The 17,925-nt window shown below is 52.2% G+C and carries 18 protein-coding genes; 8 read left to right on the forward strand and 10 right to left on the reverse strand.

The features are described from left to right. Position 1: 1 nt before the first annotated feature. The 3 genes from IPI29_07150 to rpmB form a co-directional block, all read right to left on the reverse strand. The gene (locus tag IPI29_07150) at positions 2-199 is read right to left on the reverse strand and encodes a hypothetical protein (GenBank protein ID MBK7412313.1); all 198 of its coding nucleotides are present in this window, start codon (positions 197-199) and stop codon (positions 2-4) included. Between the two features lie 19 nt (positions 200-218). After that, positions 219-1,757, reverse strand: a complete 1,539-nt coding sequence (locus IPI29_07155; protein MBK7412314.1) for a tetratricopeptide repeat protein — start codon at positions 1,755-1,757, stop codon at positions 219-221. Positions 1,758-1,940: 183 nt separating this feature from the next. Continuing rightward, positions 1,941-2,162, reverse strand: a complete 222-nt coding sequence (gene rpmB, locus IPI29_07160; protein ID MBK7412315.1) for a 50S ribosomal protein L28 — start codon at positions 2,160-2,162, stop codon at positions 1,941-1,943. 173 nt (positions 2,163-2,335) lie between these two features. Between rpmB and uvrA the strand changes: the two genes are divergently transcribed. The 5 genes from uvrA (at position 2,336) to IPI29_07185 (ending at position 9,029) form a co-directional block, all read left to right on the forward strand. Then, positions 2,336-5,173: an excinuclease ABC subunit UvrA gene (gene uvrA, locus IPI29_07165; GenBank protein MBK7412316.1), complete on the forward strand. Its 2,838-nt coding sequence runs from the start codon at positions 2,336-2,338 to the stop codon at positions 5,171-5,173. Beyond that, positions 5,170-6,201, forward strand: a complete 1,032-nt coding sequence (locus tag IPI29_07170; protein MBK7412317.1) for a flippase-like domain-containing protein — start codon at positions 5,170-5,172, stop codon at positions 6,199-6,201. The genes uvrA and IPI29_07170 overlap by 4 nt, the downstream gene beginning before the upstream one ends. Positions 6,202-6,274: 73 nt before the next feature. Continuing rightward, positions 6,275-7,285, forward strand: coding sequence for an NAD(P)/FAD-dependent oxidoreductase (locus IPI29_07175; GenBank protein ID MBK7412318.1), 1,011 nt, complete (start codon positions 6,275-6,277; stop codon positions 7,283-7,285). Between the two features lie 13 nt (positions 7,286-7,298). Next, entirely contained in the window at positions 7,299-8,381 is a 1,083-nt protein-coding gene (locus tag IPI29_07180) for a hypothetical protein (GenBank protein MBK7412319.1), read from the forward strand. A 249-nt stretch (positions 8,382-8,630) separates the two neighbouring features. Further along, positions 8,631-9,029, forward strand: coding sequence for a hypothetical protein (locus IPI29_07185; GenBank protein MBK7412320.1), 399 nt, complete (start codon positions 8,631-8,633; stop codon positions 9,027-9,029). Between the two features lie 560 nt (positions 9,030-9,589). Here IPI29_07185 and IPI29_07190 read toward each other — a convergent pair. The 4 genes from IPI29_07190 to sucC form a co-directional block, all read right to left on the reverse strand. Continuing rightward, positions 9,590-9,817, reverse strand: a complete 228-nt coding sequence (locus IPI29_07190) for a hypothetical protein (GenBank protein ID MBK7412321.1) — start codon at positions 9,815-9,817, stop codon at positions 9,590-9,592. A 1,946-nt stretch (positions 9,818-11,763) separates the two neighbouring features. After that, positions 11,764-12,459, reverse strand: coding sequence for a PorT family protein (locus IPI29_07195; GenBank protein MBK7412322.1), 696 nt, complete (start codon positions 12,457-12,459; stop codon positions 11,764-11,766). Between the two features lie 72 nt (positions 12,460-12,531). Continuing rightward, a complete protein-coding gene (locus IPI29_07200; protein ID MBK7412323.1) occupies positions 12,532-13,098 on the reverse strand; it encodes a hypothetical protein in 567 nt (188 codons plus the stop codon). 108 nt (positions 13,099-13,206) lie between these two features. After that, positions 13,207-14,460, reverse strand: coding sequence for an ADP-forming succinate--CoA ligase subunit beta (sucC, locus tag IPI29_07205; GenBank protein ID MBK7412324.1), 1,254 nt, complete (start codon positions 14,458-14,460; stop codon positions 13,207-13,209). 91 nt (positions 14,461-14,551) lie between these two features. Between sucC and IPI29_07210 the strand changes: the two genes are divergently transcribed. Continuing rightward, entirely contained in the window at positions 14,552-15,490 is a 939-nt protein-coding gene (locus IPI29_07210) for a phosphate/phosphite/phosphonate ABC transporter substrate-binding protein (protein MBK7412325.1), read from the forward strand. 1 nt (position 15,491) lies between these two features. Here IPI29_07210 and IPI29_07215 read toward each other — a convergent pair whose 3' ends face one another. Genes IPI29_07215 through IPI29_07225 form a run of 3 tightly spaced genes read right to left on the reverse strand, consistent with a single transcriptional unit; the run spans position 15,492 to position 16,780 of the window. Further along, positions 15,492-15,902, reverse strand: a complete 411-nt coding sequence (locus tag IPI29_07215; protein MBK7412326.1) for a hypothetical protein — start codon at positions 15,900-15,902, stop codon at positions 15,492-15,494. A 3-nt stretch (positions 15,903-15,905) separates the two neighbouring features. Next, the gene (locus IPI29_07220; protein ID MBK7412327.1) at positions 15,906-16,289 is read right to left on the reverse strand and encodes a YtxH domain-containing protein; all 384 of its coding nucleotides are present in this window, start codon (positions 16,287-16,289) and stop codon (positions 15,906-15,908) included. Between the two features lie 17 nt (positions 16,290-16,306). Further along, on the reverse strand, positions 16,307-16,780 hold the full coding sequence (locus tag IPI29_07225) for an HAD-IIIA family hydrolase (protein MBK7412328.1): 474 nt from the start codon (positions 16,778-16,780) through the stop codon (positions 16,307-16,309). A 116-nt stretch (positions 16,781-16,896) separates the two neighbouring features. Here IPI29_07225 and prmA point away from each other — a divergent pair, with 116 nt between their 5' ends. Next, positions 16,897-17,751, forward strand: a complete 855-nt coding sequence (gene prmA / locus IPI29_07230; GenBank protein MBK7412329.1) for a 50S ribosomal protein L11 methyltransferase — start codon at positions 16,897-16,899, stop codon at positions 17,749-17,751. Continuing rightward, positions 17,748-17,918 carry a hypothetical protein gene (locus IPI29_07235; GenBank protein ID MBK7412330.1) on the forward strand — a complete coding sequence of 57 codons (171 nt, stop codon included), beginning with the start codon at positions 17,748-17,750 and terminating at the stop codon, positions 17,916-17,918. Before prmA ends, IPI29_07235 begins: the two co-directional genes overlap by 4 nt. Positions 17,919-17,925: the final 7 nt, after the last annotated feature.

Consider the following 17,925-nt stretch of genomic DNA (forward strand, 5'->3'; position numbering starts at 1 on the left):
ATCAGCTTGTTGGTGTTGACTGTTGAAGAGTAGCGATATGATCCAGAACGATCTTCTTCATCGCTTCCTCAACTTCTTCGTGTGCTTGCCCCTTTATCATACGTGCAAGCTGCGGACAATACGAAGCGTAGTCCGACTCACCGCGTCTGCGGATAAGGACCTCATAGTCATTCGGATCGGTACTTGTTGGGGTTTCCATGGTGTTCTGCTCAGAAGTGTTATCGGTATTTATCGATCTTCATTTGAACTGACGTTCGTTGCGGATCGCGCAGGAGAGAGTTCTGCCACGCGCGTATGGCACCGCTAAGATCGTCAAGTGCTTCGAGGATATCGCCATAGTGCTCATAGTGTGTTGCATTACCGCCAACACTGATCGCACGTTCGATAAAGGTCCGCGCCCGCTCATCATCGCCGGAACGATGAAGGATCCAGGCATAGGTGTCGAGGTAGGCAGCGTTTGTTGGTTCGGCTTGAACGGCCTTCCACGACATAGCACGTGCGCGATCGAGTTTGACGCCACGTCCGGCTAGAGAGTATCCGTAGTTGTTGTTTGCAAGCGCATGTTCAGGGTCGATCTTTAGCGCTCGTTCATAACACTCATCTGAGCTGTCGACAAGCCCCTTTTGATCATACAAGAGACCCAGCTGGACCCATGCATCAACGATCGATGAGTCCATGAAGACGGACTCGCGGTAGTACGCAACAGCAAGCTCGTCCTTGTTGAGGTCGATCGCCGCACCACCAAGCAGGAAGGGGAATCTTGCATCTGTGGCGAATCTCTTCTTCCCGAGGAGGAGATATCGTTCAGCAGCGAGCGGATATCCGTAGATGAGATAGATGCGAGAGATCTCGAGGTAGGACTCCGGTTGTGATTCCGGACTCGCAACGGTTAGGTCGAAGAACGTCGCTGCTCGCGTTGTGTCTTCGATACGCATGGAGACTGTACCGGCAAGGGCCATCACGGGCCATACTTGTGGGAATGACTCCTTGGCATCATCGAGGATGGTTGTGATGTCCTCTCGGTACATTCCCATCACGAGACTGTCTTCGAGAATACTGGAGAGCGTAACACCCCATACCCGCGCACTGCGATCAAGATCGAGATCACGTCCGCGCCACGAAGCAAGCAAAACACGCAGTTCCGGGAACATTCCCTCGTGCACATAGATCTCGCATGTACGGGCAGCGATCTGCGGATCTATTGGGTCGAGCTTGCGAGCTCGTTCCAGAGATCGTAGCACACCCTTCACATCGCGACGTCGCTCGTACAGGTCAGCAAGACGCAGAAGAACGGTCTCGTCCGGCTCCATTGTACAGAGGCGTTCGAAGACCTCGATGGCCTTGGCGGCGTTTCGAGGTTCGTAGAGTCGACCAAGAGTATAGAGCTGTCGCCGACTCGGATTGAGTTCAAGGATCCGCTCATAAGCCGCTATTCCGGCATCGTATTGACCACGCAGTACTTCGATCTCAGCAATGAGTTCCCATGTATCTCGGGAGAGGGAATCACGCTCAATGGCGGCCTCGGCATATTCGCTTGCCATGTCGAGCTTGCGAAGTTCGAGATAGCTCCGGGAGATCGCCGCTAACGTTGCCGACGAGCTGTCATACCGTAGAGCCTGCTGAAACTCAAGGATGGCTTCTGCGTGACGGTTGCCTTGGATCTGTAAGGTTGTACCGTTGATGAAGAACTCACGTGCCTTGCGCATACGTGAGGTAGCATCATCTTGCTGTGAAACACACGGAACCACTGTGGTCATGCTTACCAAAAGGGCAAGGACCAAAACAGGGGAACATGCGTAGGTTCTGAGGGCCAGTCTGTTCATCCAAGTAGGAGACGAACCACGGGGTGGTTTTATGGCAGACAGAGAACGAAAAAAGGCCGCACAGCGGCCTTCTTTACGAAGGAACGTTATTGAGATGCCACAGAACGTGGCATTCGATTACTTCGCAGCGCGCTTCTTCATAGCGGTGTAGCCGATCTTGTCAAGTGTCTTGAGAGCACTTGCCGTGATCTTCACCGTTACCCAGCGACCTTCTTCAGGCACCCAGATACGCTTCTTTTGAATGTTTGGCATGAAACGGCGACGTGTCTTGTTGTTAGCATGAGACACATTGTTGCCGTACATGACGCCGACACCTGTCAATTCACAGCGACGAGCCATGAGGGAACTCCAAATGAGGTTCGTTTTTTATCAGACTTTAAAAATACGGAATCTTTGCTATGTAAAGCAAGTACCGTGCCATCAATACCTTGGGTCGGCTTTTCGGCCTATTTTTGTGGCTCACCTCACCGATAGACCCTGTGGAGCCCCCTCTGTCCCCGGAATCATCCCTCGTGGACCCAAAATCCACCCCGAAACCCAAGCGCGTGATCTCCATCCGAGGCGCTCGGGTGAACAATCTCAAGAACATCGACGTGGACATTCCCCGCAATGCCCTCACGGTGATCACGGGGCTTTCCGGCTCCGGGAAGTCGTCCCTTGCCTTTGATACGCTCTATGCGGAAGGTCAACGCCGGTTTGTGGAGTCGCTCAGTGCCTATGCCCGACAGTTCCTCGACCGGATGAACAAACCCGACGTGGACAGTATCAGTGGTCTGCCACCGGCAGTGGCCATTGAACAACAAACGTTTGCCAAGAACCCGCGATCAACGGTAGGGACTACAACGGAGATCTATGATCACCTGCGCCTGCTCTATGGTCGGATAGGCATCGTCATCGACAAGGACACGGGAGAAGTGGTCAAGAAGGACAGCGCCCAATCCGTTACGGAAGAGGTCCTCAGATGTCCGGAAGGCACCCGCTTCTACATCATGTACGAACTGTCCGCCGAACACGCCATCGTTGGCATCGTTCGAGAAGGTCTCTCGGCAAAAGGCTTTACACGTGTTGTGATCGGTGACTCAACGGAGATCATTGAAGTAGCAGATCTTGAGGATCTTCCTTCCGACGGAACGCCGGTCTATGTCTTGGTTGACCGCGTAGTGGTCAGGACAGATGATGAAACCACGACTCGTTTCACCGACTCCATAGAGCAGGCCTTTGATGCCGGGAGCGGAAGAGTGGTTGTTCGAAACATCGGTACCGGAGAAGATCTGTTCTTCTCGTCGTTGTTTGAAAGTGCACGCACAAAGACGCAATACATCGAGCCGGAACCTCGACTCTTCTCGTTCAATAGTCCGTTCGGCGCCTGCCCAACCTGTCAGGGCTTTGGCCGCAGTGTTGGTGTGGACATGAACCTCGTGGTCCCCGATAAGAGTTTGAGCCTACGCAGGGGAGCTCTTCATCCGTTCCGTGGTGAGACGTTCGGTGCCCACCTGAAGTCGTTGATCAGTGAGGCGCCCCTTGAAGACATTCCGTTGGACAAACCGTTCTTCATGCTCACACCTGAACAGGTAGCGGCAGTGATGACGGGGTTTGGCAAATACATCGGTGTTGATGGATTCTTCAGAATGTTGGAAGAGAAATCCTACAAGACACATTACCGTGTGATGTTGAGTAGGTACCGTGGGTATACAACCTGTCAGAAGTGTCAGGGGTCTCGACTCCGCACCGCTGCACGTCAGGTCTTTGTTCACGGCAAGAACATTCCGCACATCGTCTCCTTAACGTTGAGCGATGCCCGCGATCATTTCGATGCCCTAGTCCTCACTCCGCATGAAGATGCCATCGTTGGACAGATCCTTATCGAGATCCGCCGTCGACTTCATCTCCTATGTGAGATCGGACTCGACTACCTCTCACTCGATCGTCTCTCGCATACTCTGTCAGGGGGCGAATCACAGCGTATCAATCTCGCTACATCTCTTGGTTCAGCCCTTGTTGGAACTCTGTATGTTCTCGACGAACCAAGCATCGGACTTCACCCGCGCGACACGGAACGTCTGCTGAGCATTCTACGGAAGCTGCGCGGACTCGGAAACTCTGTGGTGATCGTTGAACATGATCTTGATGTGATCCGCACAGCAGACCATGTGATCGATATCGGTCCGCTTGCCGGTGAGAACGGCGGACACGTCAACTTCAGCGGTCCGTTATCAGAGATGATCGAAAGCGGCACGTCACTCACTGCAGACTACCTCACCGGTCGTAAACATGTGAGTGTGAAAACAGCCTATCGGAAGGGAACCGGTTCATCTCTGGTGATCAAGAAGCCCCTTCATCACAACCTGCAGGGCGATGATGTTTCGATACCCTTGGGGACGTTCACAGTTGTAACAGGCGTTTCCGGATCGGGCAAGAGTTCACTCGTCCACGATGTTATATATGCCGGCATCCAACGAATGCTTGGTGGGTACTCCGGTGAAGTAGGCCACTGCGAACGTATGGAAGGTCTAGAGAACATCACTGGTGTGGAGATGATCGATCAAACACCGATCGGTCGGTCGAGTCGGTCAACCCCGGCCACCTACACAAAGATCTTCGACAGTGTGCGTGATGTCTTTGCCGCAACACAGGTAGCCAAACAACTGGGGTGGAAGCCCGGACACTTCTCCTTCAATGTCTCCGGCGGACGGTGTGATGTATGTGAGGGGGCGGGCACGGTGACGATCGAAATGCAGTTCCTCCCCGACATCGAACTGCCATGTGAGGCGTGTAATGGTACGCGGTATAAAAGAGATGCCCAGCACATCCTCTACAAGGGTAAGTCGATCATCGATGTCCTTGGCATGACCGTCGAAGAAGCCATTGAGTTGTTCAGTGGGTATCCACGTATCGTCTCAAAACTCAGCATCCTACGAGATGTTGGCCTTGGATACCTCAGACTCGGTCAACCGTCTACACACCTCAGCGGCGGAGAAGCACAGCGTATCAAACTTGCCACACATCTCGACACGCAGAACGAAGGGAAGATGTTGTTCATCTTCGATGAACCAACTACTGGACTGCATGTGCACGATGTCTCTGCGCTTATCACTGCATTTGATCGACTCGTTGAGAAGGGGCATACCATGCTCGTGATCGAGCATAACGTACATGTGATGGCTGCTGCCGACTGGATCATCGACATGGGTCCCGAAGGCGGCGTCCGCGGAGGCAGGGTAGTAGCCACAGGCACACCACGCTCCATGGCCAACGAGGAAACCTCTCATACCGGCGTTGCCCTTGCTGAGTTCTTCCGAGAAGTGGGAGTGGTGCCGGCACGTAAACGCGCAACGAAGGCTGCACGATGAACGGACGATCGATCGTTCGGGTATTGATCGGAACATCGATCTTGGTCGTTGCCGTTTGGTTCATGATGCGGGGCGTTGATCTGAGCGCGATGTTCGATATCCTCAAACACGCCGATCTTGTCATTGCTGCGTCATGCATTCCGCTGGTGATCGGCTCGCATCTGATGCGTGCAATTCGTTGGCGCACACTTCTTCGTCCAACGAACCATGTCACTCATTTGTCAACAGCCTTCAACTCCGTGATGATCGGCTACGCTGCCAACACCATCGTACCACGTTCCGGTGAACTGATCCGTCCATGGGTCTTTGCCAGACGTGAGGGGATGCCTGTGGCTACGGCTATGAGCAGCGTATTGGTTGAGCGTGTCATTGATGTGTTGACGTTGTTGCTGGCCATTGCCCTTGTGATGGTTCTTGCACCCGGACGGTTCTCCGAGATCCTCCCTGGCTTCACGCCCTCGATGGTTGCCACACGTTTGGCACTACCCATCGGACTCTTGGTCGTTGTGCTTTCACTCATCGTATTCACACCACTCGGCATTGCCATTGTGCACCGCGTCATTCGTCCGATGTTCAGCGGTCTTGCCGAGAAGCTCGAGAAGATCCTCACCACCGTTCGTGAAGGGATGAGCATCATCGGTCAACCACGGCTTTACGCACGCTTGGTTCTTGAGACCGTGATCATCTGGGTCCTCTACGCCTTGCCGTTGTGGATCATCACGCAAGCCCTACCGTTTCCATCAGCCCACACCATCACCATGGTGGATGCTGCGATCATGCTCGTGATCATTTCTGTAGGGGTGACCATTGCTCCAACACCCGGCGCGCTCGGCGTCTACCAGTCATTCGCCCAGACCGCACTTGTTGTCCTTGCCGGAGCAACCCCCACCGAAGGCCTCGCCTTCGGCATGCTCGCCTGGACAGTGAACTACGGCCTCGCCTTTGTTGTTGGTGCCATCTGCTGGCTCATCGAATCCCGCAACGGCATCACCTTCCGCTCCCTCTCAAAAGATTCTGCCCCTATCTAGCACTCTACCACTCTAGCACTTTACCACTCTAGCACTCTACCAATCTAGCACTCTACCAATCTAGCACTCTAACATGAACCACTTCTCAACAGACGTCATCGTCATCGGCGCCGGCCCATGTGGCCTTTTCACAGTCTTTGAAGCAGGGTTGTTGAAATGGAAATGTCACCTCGTTGACTACCTCCCAACACCCGGCGGACAATGCACGGAGATCTATCCAAAGAAGCCCATCTACGACATCCCGGGTTTCCCGTCCGTCCTCGCCGGTGAGCTCGTAGAGAACCTCGTGAAGCAAGGAGCCCCGTTCCATCCTGAATTTACACTTGGTGAACGGGCAGAGCAGTTGGAGAAACTCGAGGATGGAACGTTCCGCCTGACAACATCGCGCGGCACCGTGATCACCGGAAAGACCGTCTTCCTTGCCGGCGGACTAGGTTGTTTTGAACCGCGTAAGCCGTCCATCGAAGGCCTTGCGTCGTACGAAGACAACGGCGTGGAGTACATCATCAAGGACCCGGAGTTTTATCGCGGCAAACGCGTGATCATTGGCGGCGGGGGAGATTCGGCATTGGATTGGACGATCGTCCTGGCCGATATCGCAAAGGAAGTGACGATGATCCATCGCAGTGCTCAGTTCCGTGCAGCACCCGATTCCGTTGCAAAGGCGCATGCCTTGGCAGATGCAGGGAAGATCACCCTCATCACCGATGCACAGGTAACCGGACTCCATGGGGAAGGTGCTTTGCACCACGTGACCATAACCAACAATGACGGTGCTACGCGAGATATCGAAGTGGATCATTTCGTTCCACTCTTTGGACTTTCTCCAAAGCTTGGACCGATCGCGCAGTGGGGACTTGCACTTGACAAAAACGCCGTCACCGTAGATCCATTGACCTTCCAAACAAGTGTTGAAGGCATCTATGCCGTTGGTGATATCTCCGAGTATCCCAACAAGCTCAAGCTCATTCTCTGTGGTTTCCACGAAGCCGCCGTTGCCTTGAACTATGAGTTTCAACGTCAGCACCCCGAGAAAAAACACGTGATCAAATACACCACCGTTACTGGTGTTGGTACACTTTAACCTCACATCGAGCATGGTGATATCGTCACATCGAGCGAAGTCGAGATGGCTGGTGTGGTGTTGCCTCCTCCTCGCCCCCTTCATCATCTCTTGTACACGTGATGTGCGGGGGAGTGATGCACCTGTGGCAAAGGTCATGCGTCCGTCCTTGCCATATCCATTGCAGGGGGCTACCGTAGCCGATGATTATCCAGACTACACATCGGACGATGCCGCACGGTTGTATGACTCATTACGTGGAGCAGGGATAGAGTGGATTGCTATAACACCATGCGGATTTATTGATAGCACGTTTGACACTAAGATCGGTTGGAACGAGTGGTCGATACGTGACTATCCTAAAGGCATTCGAACCGCGCGTGAACACGGTTTGAAGGTGATGATCAAGCCTTATTTGTGGTCGATGGATTTCTGGACAAAGAAGCGCTGGACCGGAGACATCAGATTCGATGATTCCGTTCAAAGAGCATCGTGGTTCCGTTCCTACACAACGTGGATGATCCAGTGCGCAGAGTATGCGCGTGATGGGGGAGCCGAGCTTCTCTGTATTGGACTGGAACTGCCGCATATGTCCGTCTATGCAGAGCAATGGAAGACGCTCATTGACACATTGCGCACTATCTACCCGGGCAGCCTCACCTATGCTTCGCATGGACTTGATGAAGCAGAGTCGATCACCTTTTGGAACCATCTCGATGTAGTTGGAGTGAACATCTATCCAACGCTTAGCAGAGATGATCACCCAACTGACGACGATCTTGGCAACGGATGGCGTCCGGTTGTTGACGGACTACAAAAGCTCTCACAGAAGCACAATCGCAAGGTGATCCTCACCGAAGCCGGCTTCCGGAGTGTTGAGCGTGCCTATGACAAACCATGGGAATGGCCCGAGCACCGTCCGCGCAAGGTCAACTACGACCACCAACGTCAAGCCTACGCCTCACTCGCCCAAGCCTGCTACACACAAGACTGGTACGGCGGCATCTTCTGGTGGAAGATGTTCACCGACCCCCGCAAGAACAACGAAGGCAAGGACGGATTCTCACCGCAGGGCAAGCCGGCGTGGGAGCAGATGAAGGCGGATCTGAAGAAATGACGTCACTCGCTTCGCTCGTAATGACGCAGTGACGTAGTGACATAGTGACCAAGAATCCTACCCGTCTTGACCGACAGAATCCTCGTTGCAATGACCACACAGGACATATCTAGTGTAATAGGCCCGAATGAATTGTACATTAGATCAAGCAGCATGTATGTCAACGTGTAACGAGCATTAATCTAGTTGACGAGAAAGGTGGGGGGAAGTTCAACGCCAGCATAGATCGAATATTCCTTGGAGTTACGAATGAGTCCGTCTGAACACTATCAGCACATAGTGGAAGAAGCAAAGGAGTTGGAAGCACTGGTGAAGTCTGGATGTAGAGACTCAGTAGTCGTCCGTGCATTTATTGAAGTCATTCATAGACTATCGGAGGCCGGAGTACTCGATAGTGATAACAACAATGTCAAAAGGGCAGTTGATGTTCTTTACTCTGCTTTCGGACAGATTGCAGACGATGACTTGGCGGACCTGAGATATTACCATAAACTGACTGACCAGGAATTGGCAAAGGTCGTTCATGATGAAATCGAAGGACATAAGGATCAGATACTCACTGCCTGTGCAGATCTAGTATCAGAATTCAACATCGTTTCTGCGGGTGCGGGCTTGGCGAAGTCGAATCCGCTGGTGCCAAATCGATAGTCATAACGGGAGTTGTATTGGGTCTCAATCCTCATATCGGCAACCACCATTTCGCATTGCGTGCGGTTTGCATTGTCGTGAGCGGTCTAATTCTTGCATCGTGCATGCCGAATATCCGTTCCGAAAGTGTCAATTCATCGAGTCAGTGTAAATGGCGGGAGGCTGCTGGCGGTGGCAGGTCCATACTGTTTACGAGGTGTGGTCGCGATTCGATAAGACTTGGCGATGGATTCGAAGACGTATACTGGATTGATGATCATGATCTGGTCGTGTTAGAACTAGATGACTCGCAAAGTGTAAGACCGAGAGTACGGGTGACCATTGGTAACCATCAAACCGGTAGGATATTCGACACAACCATTGTGGTCTGGGGTCTACAGGTAACGGAGGCGTCGATGTCAGTAAATGCGGAGTACGTCCCGGCGTGCGTTAGGCCTGTTTCGATGTTCAAAGTACTTGTGATATGGCATGTTGGAGGCGAGCAACGAGCCGATACACTTGAGTATTCACCGCACATTGACGGACGCAGCCGCTTGCTGTCCTATTCTGTTGGCAACTCCCTACGTTGTAGTTCTACGACGGAGAGGTGCGATCCATTCGGTTGTTGTGTGGCCAGCTCCAGCGGTCTCGTGTGCGATTGGATCAATTGGGCGGATACCTCCGTCGTTTGGTTGAACGCAGCGCGAACCAATGGGCCAGCCGAAGATGAGTTCCATTACGAACATCCACGAACCGGCGTACATCGAATTCTGCCCAAGCCAGCTGATAGCGTTATGAGATATACCCATAGGGTAAGACTTGATAGTCAGATTCGCTATTACAACTCCACGGGCACTTGGCCTATAAGGCACCAGGTCGGTATGGTTCGACGGAATCTAGATGGAACGGTAGAGTATGTTATAGACGAGCTTGGAACCTATGGAGGCTCCATTCCTTCTTCGTTTAGATATCATCATATCGTGCTCAATTCGATTGGCGTCGTCCTCCGTGACACTACATACGAATCGCTTGCGAATCCCTCGCGGCGACTACGATAAGAAGTCACTCTTTTAGAGCACTTTGTAAATCAAACTCATATTCATCAAGTACGAACCGGCACCCTTCTCAGAATGAGAAGGGGAAGGGGGATGAGCCAAGAAGGGGACAAGCCAAGAACAGGACATGAGGTTATGAAAGAAGTGAACGTTATAGAAAAATGATGCTCGCCTTGAAGTTGTGTTCGAGAGAAGAGGGTAAGTTCCTCAATGCGTTGACAGATGCACATTATGCAAGCCTTGGTACAACAGTGAGATGTATCCATTGATTAACTTGACTCAAATACGTCCGAGAAAGGAGAGCTGCTAAAGAATATGGTCAGGGACCAAGCACAAATGATGTTTCATAGATCAAAAAGTCCGTTTACCGCAACATGCGATCATGTTGTTTCGTTGTTTGCAATATTGATATTGTTGATTTCATGTGCATGTGCGTCCCATGCCGAAATCAGATGTGGTGTCGATTCTGATTACGTGTGCGAATGGAAACTGGTGTCAGATTCTTCAGGGAGGCCTGCTTTTGAGCATCGTACTGCCTCGATAGTCTCCGTACGTGGATACTATTATCTAGCCTATGAAATCAATGAGGAAATTGGATTGACAGTACTTGAAGCCGATGATTACAACGGCGAAGGGACATTCATCCACGTAGTTCGATCGAATTGTAACTCAATCACGACATGTGACACCCTGATTCGAGTACCTGTTCCATACGAAGAAGAAAGCTTTCTTACATTCTATCCGTACTACGTGTTTCCAATAGGACTTGATAAATATGCAATCCGCTGGTATTCATCTTCACGTTCTAATACGCGTTTTCGGCGGGAATGGAGAACAGACACGATTCAATTCGTTCGTCCCAACAACAGTACGCCTGCCGTGGTGTTTACGACTGGGTTGCTAAATGAAGATTCGACTGTAGTGTCGTTACCCAATGGAGAACTTGTTGAATACACTCACCAGAATCTTAAGTACAGAGGCCATTCAGGAATTGAGGTTGTCGGCAGATTCAATTGGTACGATTCCTCCATGGCCTCCTACATGCCTTCGCGCAATAAAGAGAGAATGGTTGAAGGTTGGCACTATCGCCATTTGAACACGGGTCGAACACTATTGCTGGCTTCTCTACCCGACACACTACATCGGCTCACCGCTAATTTCAGAATCAAGGACCCTCTGAGTTACAATAGCGGAAGACGTCTAGAATGCGAATCGGTGCGAAGACTAGCTGATGGGTCGGTCGAGTACATCATCGATGATCTTGGTGTTATTGGGAGCCATACAAGCAAGACTTGCATGTATGTTGTTGTAGATACAACCGGAGTAGTCAAGCAGTATTTGAATTTCACCAGACCTAGCAATGTGTTTCGGAGAATGCGTTAGCATCATTCTAGATGGAGATTCCGCGTAGAGCACGGCATGCCGTGCCCCTACACAACTCGGGATGACACTTTACACTGGGTATTGTTTCTATAGGAGATTGAGGGGCAAAAGCGGCGTCATCCCGAGGAGCGAAGCGACGAGGGACCTAGGATGAAGTGACGTAATGAAAAAGTTACGAAATGACGTACACGAACCGGCACCCCCTCTCGAGCGTAGCGTGCGAGAGGGGGTTGGGGGGATGAACCGTGTACAAACAAAAAGGGGCGAGTTCAACTCGCCCCTTGGGATATGATTCGTTGTATGTTCGACTGAAGGTCTTAGAATCGAAGACCGACGCCGGCGCGGAATGAATTCATCGAGAGGGAAACTGTGGACCCGTTGAAGCTCTCTTCCTTGATCGCGGTGAACTTCGTGTTGTAACGAAGGTCGATCACGAAGATCTCGAGGAAGGTGACGTCGATACCGATCGCTAGACCGACTTGGAATTTGTTTGGATCTTCAATGTCAAGAGACTGACCATTACCTTCATTCTTTGCACCGAGCAAGTAGGAGAAGGATGGACCAGCATAGATCGATGGTTGGATGACGGCACGATCCAGGAGTTCTAACTTGAAGAGCACAGGAAGTCGAAGGCTCTGTGTGGAGGTTGTAAGCTCGGTTGTACCAACGGCTGTAGTGGTGACACCGGATTCATAGACGTAATGGAATTCCGGTTGGATAGCGAAGGCTACAGCTCCACCGGTTGACCAATTCCAAAACAAACCGGCTGACCATGCACCTGCCGTAGAAGTCTCGTCTTCAACACCTTCGTAGCTGGGCATGCCAACACCAAGCATAAGTTTAAAGCCCCATGAGGAATTGCTTGTTGATGCCTTTGCACTTGATTCAGCTGGCGCTGGTGCCGGTGCTGGGGTAGGAGCTGGGGTCGGTCTCGGAGGAGGAGGCGTGTCCTGGGCAAACACGGCTACAGAAACAAACACTGCTGCTGAAAACGCTGTAAGAAACCTACGCATCGAACCTCCGAAAAAAATGATGAACTGAGTCGATACAAAAGACGACCAAAGATGGCCAGCGATCATACAGGCTCAAGAACCAACGGGTCGGTTTTGCGTGGCGACGGAAACGACCTTGATACTTGAATGTATGAGGAAGGCCCCCAAGACCGTCGAAACCACACCGTTCATCAGGAAGTTCCCACCATCACGGTAGAAGGCAAGTCCGGCTGCGTAGCAAGCAATGAGTCCGTCCACCGACATCGGATACATACCACCACCAAGCCAAACGGCGAAGTTGGTGATGAGGAAGAAGGCTACGGCCGAAATGGTGCCGCCGCCAAGAATGAGGGCGGTTGGACGCCACGAGCGGATGGCATGGCCGAACAGGCTGATGCCGATCACGCAACCATACACCCACGGTTGGGCTCCATGGAGTACATACTCCGAACCCATGACCAGACCAAGTGCAAGGTCGCTCAGAACCATTGCAGCGATCGGTACAATGAGTGCACGCATCCTGTCAGAAAACATCGCTCCACCCATAAGCGCAATGGCCATCACTGGTGTGAAATTCGGCCAGTGCGGGATGAGACGTGTTAACGCCACAAGCGCAATGGTGACCATCGTGGCTGTATCAAATAGACGTTGGTTCTTCATGCTCAAAGCCTTCAAAGGAACAGGGAAGATCGATGTTCCGTTTAGTTTACATAATGCAGATTATACTTCAACTAGAAAAGGGTCTTTCGACCCCTTTTTCGATATTGCTTAAGCGTTAACTGCGCTACCTGTAAGGGCTTCAGTTACTTTCTCTGCAGCTTCTTGTAAGGTAGCTGCAACAAGGAAGTTCAGGCCTGACTTACGCAGAATCTCACGTGCTTCTTCAGCGTTTGTGCCGTCCAAGCGAACGATCACAGGCACCTTTACATCCACGATCTTCAGTGCTTCGAGGATACCATTTGCTACACGATCGCAGCGTACGATACCGCCAAAGATGTTGATTAGAACGGCCTCAACATGTGGGTCGCTCATCATGATGCGGAAGGCGTTGGAAATGCGCTCTACGTTGGCCCCACCACCCACGTCCAGGAAGTTGGCCGGACGTCCGCCCGCAAGCTGGATGATGTCCATGGTTCCCATGGCCAAACCGGCTCCGTTGACCATGCAGCCTACGTTTCCGTCGAGTTTGATGTAGTTCAGGCTGTGCTTGCCGGCTTCAACCTCAAGTGGGTCTTCTTCTTCAATGTCGCGCAATGCGGCCCATTCTGGGTGACGGTATTCGGCGTTGTCGTCGAAGCCGACCTTGGCATCCAAGGCAATGAAGTCGCCCTCTGGTGTTGTAACCAGCGGATTGATCTCCATCATGGCGCAGTCCATCTCCTGATAGGCCTTGTAAAGCTTCGTGATGAAGCTGACAAAACTCTTGAAGGAAGCACCGCTAAGTCCAAGTCCGAAAGCTAGTTCGCGTGCTTGGAACGGCATGAATCCTGCTGTTGGATCTACGTGGATCTTGATCAGCTTTTCCGGTGTTTCTTCGGCTACTGTCTCGATCTCAACGCCACCTTCGGTAGAGACCATGATCAGGTCCTTACCTACGGAACGGTCGAGAAGGATGGAGCAATAATACTCGTGCTCGATACGGCAGCCTTCTTCGATCAGAACGCGGCGGACGATCTTGCCTTCTTCGCCGGTTTGGATCGTCACGAGTTTGTTGCCGATGAGTCCGTCAGCGATCTGATATGCACGGTCAGCCAGGTTCCCGGATGTTACGACCGTAACACCACGAAGGGGCTTACCATCTACCTCGATCACTGCATTGGAAGAAGGGTCATGAACGATCCCCTTTCCACGTCCGCCGGCATGGATCTGTGCTTTTACAACGATCGCTGAGACACCTTGCGCAACGAAGTCGGTAAAGGCTACTGCTCCGGCGTCGACGGCTGAGAACACAGCCTTGCCGCGCAGAACAGGCACACCGTACTGTCGAAGGAGTTCTTTCGCTTGATATTCGTGAATGTTCATGAGTTCCTCAATGATGGAAAGTTCGCGTCGTATCTTGGTAGACAGCGAATTTACGGAACCACGTCGGTATAAGCGAAGAAGCGTCATCCACATGCGTATCGCCCGAGTCTATCTTCTGGTAATAGTTGCGGTTTTGGGCTGGTTAACCCTTCGCCCCTTCCTTGTTGAGAACATGGATCCGGGGTCCGAAAAGAACCCGATCCGACTCATGCTGACGCCGTCTACGGACGCCCAGGCCATCATCAAGGACGGCGATGTTTTGGCTCAATACCTCTACGAAAAGACCGGACTCCACGTGAAAGTGGCAGTGCCGAACTACTACATCACGGTGGTTGAGGCATTTGGGACCGATCGGGCGGATATGGCGATCATGAACACGTTCTCCTACCTGTTGGCACATTCGAAGTATGGTGCCAGGGCGGTGCTGCGTGTGGCCCGCCGGTATGGAGAGCTAACCTACCGTGGTGAGTTCATCGTCCGAGCCAATAGTGGGATCGATTCGCTCTATCAGTTGCAGGGTAAGACCATTGCCTACGTGGATCCTTCCTCAACGTCGGGCTATATCTACCCAAAGGAGATGCTCCGCCTGCGAGGGATCGTTCCGAAACAAGAAGTGTTCGCCAATGGACATAACCAGGTGGTCACCAAGGTCTATCAGGGCGATGTAGACGCCGGGGCTGTGTTCTATTCCCGACCGGACAGTGCAACCGGAGAACGTCTCGATGCACGAGCAAAGGTTGCCACCGAACACCCGGATGTGTTTGACGTGGTAAAGGTGATCGCCCTTACAGAAGAGATCCCGAACGATCCTGTCGTGATTCGAAAGGGGCTCCCGCAGGATGTAGCGGACAGGTTGATCGCTGCCCTTTTGCAGTTCCAGGAAACGCCACAGGGCAAGGCATCATTGATGACCATTGCCAGCGTAGAAGGATTCACGCGCACGAATGACGCGGAGTACCAAGACGTGCGGACCTTGGTGGCCAAGTATGGCGTTGATGTCGAAAGCACGTTGCGCAAGAAGAAACGCTAGATCAACGATCCGTCAGTTTCTTTGCGAAGGTTGTGATCCCTCGAGTGATTCCGCTGATCAACGATGCGGCATCTTCGAGTCCCGGACGAATACGAGCAACCACACTCTGCTCCAAGATCCGTAGATCCTCGGCTATACCGGAGAGGTTTTGTGCGCCCTTGGAGAGTTTGGCAAGATCCGACTCAAGGACCTGGAACGTTTGATGACCCTGATCCAAGAAGACACCGGCCTTTTCGATGATCGGCATCGCACTGACTTTGAGGTCATGGACGTCCTTTTGCATCGCTTCAACAACAACAGTTACACGGTCCAGGTTCTTCCCTGCCCGAAACGCAACAATGGCTACGACGACGCACAATACAGCTGCCGCTCCAAGAGCGCTACAAGCAAATATGAGGAGTGTTGTATCCATCGATCATTGGATCTCTGAGCGGAACGCTTCTGTGCCGGCCTTGGCGGCGTCACTGACCTTTACCGCACGGTTCTTTGCTTCGCGAAGAACTTGCTCGGCGTTGGACATGAGATTATCCGCCTGGTGACGTGCCGAAGAAACAATGCGTTCAGCAGCAAGGCGACCTTCGTTGACAACGTCTTCGAGACCGTCTTCTACACTGCCCGTTGCCTTGTTGAACATCTGTTGTGCTTTGTCTACAACTTCTTCTGTTTTGTCTGCGATGTCACGACGAAGTTCACGACCACTCTTAGGCGCGAATAGCAATGCAACCACTGCACCAACAGCACCACCAACTACGGCACCGATAAGAAAGCCCTTGGTGTACGAGCCATTATTGTCTTCCATGACGTCCTCCGTTGGAGTTACCATCGCTCAGGCAGCGTTATTGGCTTGTTCTGAGCAACGAGAATGAATTCTGCTAATTCGCGAACTGCCCCATTACCACCCGGCTTCTGACAGACCATGTGTGCAGTCTCTCGGATCGCTTCAACAGCATCGACCGGACAGGCCGAAAAGCCGCAAAGTCGCATGACATGGAGGTCGTTCACATCGTCACCAATATACGCAATGTCTTCTGGCGACAGAGACAGACGACGGGCCATGTCGAGCAATGTTGTGGTCTTATCCTTTGACCCAAGCATCACTTCCTGGATCCGCAACTTCTCAGCTCTCCTCACAACCACGGGCGAGTGTTCACTGGTGATGATCGCCGTTTGGATACTGGCCCTGTGAAGCAACGTTATGCCCATTCCGTCTCGGGTATTGAAACGCTTAAGCTCTTCGCCACGCTCGGAGTAATACATTGCCCCATCGGTTAATGTTCCATCCACATCCATCACCAGGAGCTTTACACGCAGCGCTCGTTCTGTGTTTGTCACGTATACTCCGATTCTTCTGTGGTGGTGTAAACCCGATGGCGTAGTTTCGCTCCACAAAACTACAACGGATGGACATGGCCAAGCGATACGTTATGCTTACACTCGCTCTCCCGGAAGAGCAGATGGATATAGCCCTCGGCGTACTATCCGGATATCCGCTTGTTGGTATTGAACAAGGGGTGGATGAGTGCACGGTCTGCTTTGAACAGAATGATTGGCAAGAGGCCTACACCGAAACCATCATCAGTGAAATGGTGGAAATGGGGCTCTCTGCTTCTCTCAAAAAGCTCGGAAGCGAAGACGATCAGAATTGGAACGCTGAATGGGAAGCGAGTATCGATCCAGTGGTGGTAAATGACCGTATTGTGATCGTTCCCGAGTGGCGTGCCGATGAATATGATCTGCCGCTCAAGCTGATCATCACACCGAAGATGTCGTTCGGGACGGGACATCATGCCACAACACGCATGATGTGTACACTCATGGAGCAATACGCAAAGCCGGGCGATACTTGGGTGGATGTGGGAACGGGTACCGGTGTCTTGGCGATCCTCGCGGCAAAGCTTGGTGCCACGCATGTGTATGCCTTCGACAACAACGAATGGTCTGTTGTCAACAGTCAGGAGAACGTTGAGCGCAATGATGTGAAGGAGATCGTTCGACTGGAACTGGCGGAGTTGCAGGACGTAACGCTACCATCCTGTAATGGTTTGGCCGCCAACCTCTACCGTCACCTCGTGATCCCGTTCGCACCGTCATTCGTCAATGCCGTGGTCCCCGGCGGTGTGATCCTGATCTCCGGCATCTTGAAGTATGATAAGGACGAGGTTGCCGCTCCGTTCCTCGAGTTGGGATGCACAATCACCGATAGTTTAGCAGAGACCGAGTGGTGCGCGATTGCCTTCCGTACTCCGGATCCGCGTCGATGACAGACAAACGATCCAGAAACACATGGATACCAGTTGTCCTTGGCATCGTCTTCGGTTCCGTCCTGATCGTAATGGTGCTCAACGGCGGTATGTGTGAGCGCTATGAACGTCGTATGGAACGTCAGCGCATGATGCAGGAGTATCTCGACTCCATGCGCAAGAAATAAAACCGCG

The organism is Ignavibacteria bacterium, from assembly GCA_016707005.1.
Classification (GTDB): Bacteria; Bacteroidota; Ignavibacteria; order Kapaibacteriales; family Kapaibacteriaceae; genus UBA10438.

What these genes read in the sequence shown, in the direction of transcription:
- rpmB (MBK7412315.1), bottom strand. Translation starts at nt 2,162, where the DNA reads ATGGCTCGTCGCTGTGAATTGACAGGTGTCGGCGTCATGTACGGCAAC.
- prmA (MBK7412329.1), top strand. Translation starts at nt 16,897, where the DNA reads ATGGCCAAGCGATACGTTATGCTTACACTCGCTCTCCCGGAAGAGCAG.
- IPI29_07180 (MBK7412319.1), top strand. Translation starts at nt 7,299, where the DNA reads ATGGTGATATCGTCACATCGAGCGAAGTCGAGATGGCTGGTGTGGTGT.
- IPI29_07185 (MBK7412320.1), top strand. Translation starts at nt 8,631, where the DNA reads ATGAGTCCGTCTGAACACTATCAGCACATAGTGGAAGAAGCAAAGGAG.
- sucC (MBK7412324.1), bottom strand. Translation starts at nt 14,460, where the DNA reads ATGAACATTCACGAATATCAAGCGAAAGAACTCCTTCGACAGTACGGT.
- IPI29_07170 (MBK7412317.1), top strand. Translation starts at nt 5,170, where the DNA reads ATGAACGGACGATCGATCGTTCGGGTATTGATCGGAACATCGATCTTG.
- IPI29_07190 (MBK7412321.1), bottom strand. Translation starts at nt 9,817, where the DNA reads ATGGGTATATCTCATAACGCTATCAGCTGGCTTGGGCAGAATTCGATG.
- IPI29_07195 (MBK7412322.1), bottom strand. Translation starts at nt 12,459, where the DNA reads ATGCGTAGGTTTCTTACAGCGTTTTCAGCAGCAGTGTTTGTTTCTGTA.
- IPI29_07155 (MBK7412314.1), bottom strand. Translation starts at nt 1,757, where the DNA reads ATGACCACAGTGGTTCCGTGTGTTTCACAGCAAGATGATGCTACCTCA.
- IPI29_07175 (MBK7412318.1), top strand. Translation starts at nt 6,275, where the DNA reads ATGAACCACTTCTCAACAGACGTCATCGTCATCGGCGCCGGCCCATGT.
- IPI29_07225 (MBK7412328.1), bottom strand. Translation starts at nt 16,780, where the DNA reads ATGGATGTGGATGGAACATTAACCGATGGGGCAATGTATTACTCCGAG.
- IPI29_07235 (MBK7412330.1), top strand. Translation starts at nt 17,748, where the DNA reads ATGACAGACAAACGATCCAGAAACACATGGATACCAGTTGTCCTTGGC.
- IPI29_07210 (MBK7412325.1), top strand. Translation starts at nt 14,552, where the DNA reads ATGCGTATCGCCCGAGTCTATCTTCTGGTAATAGTTGCGGTTTTGGGC.
- IPI29_07200 (MBK7412323.1), bottom strand. Translation starts at nt 13,098, where the DNA reads ATGAAGAACCAACGTCTATTTGATACAGCCACGATGGTCACCATTGCG.
- IPI29_07215 (MBK7412326.1), bottom strand. Translation starts at nt 15,902, where the DNA reads ATGGATACAACACTCCTCATATTTGCTTGTAGCGCTCTTGGAGCGGCA.
- IPI29_07150 (MBK7412313.1), bottom strand. Translation starts at nt 199, where the DNA reads ATGGAAACCCCAACAAGTACCGATCCGAATGACTATGAGGTCCTTATC.
- IPI29_07220 (MBK7412327.1), bottom strand. Translation starts at nt 16,289, where the DNA reads ATGGAAGACAATAATGGCTCGTACACCAAGGGCTTTCTTATCGGTGCC.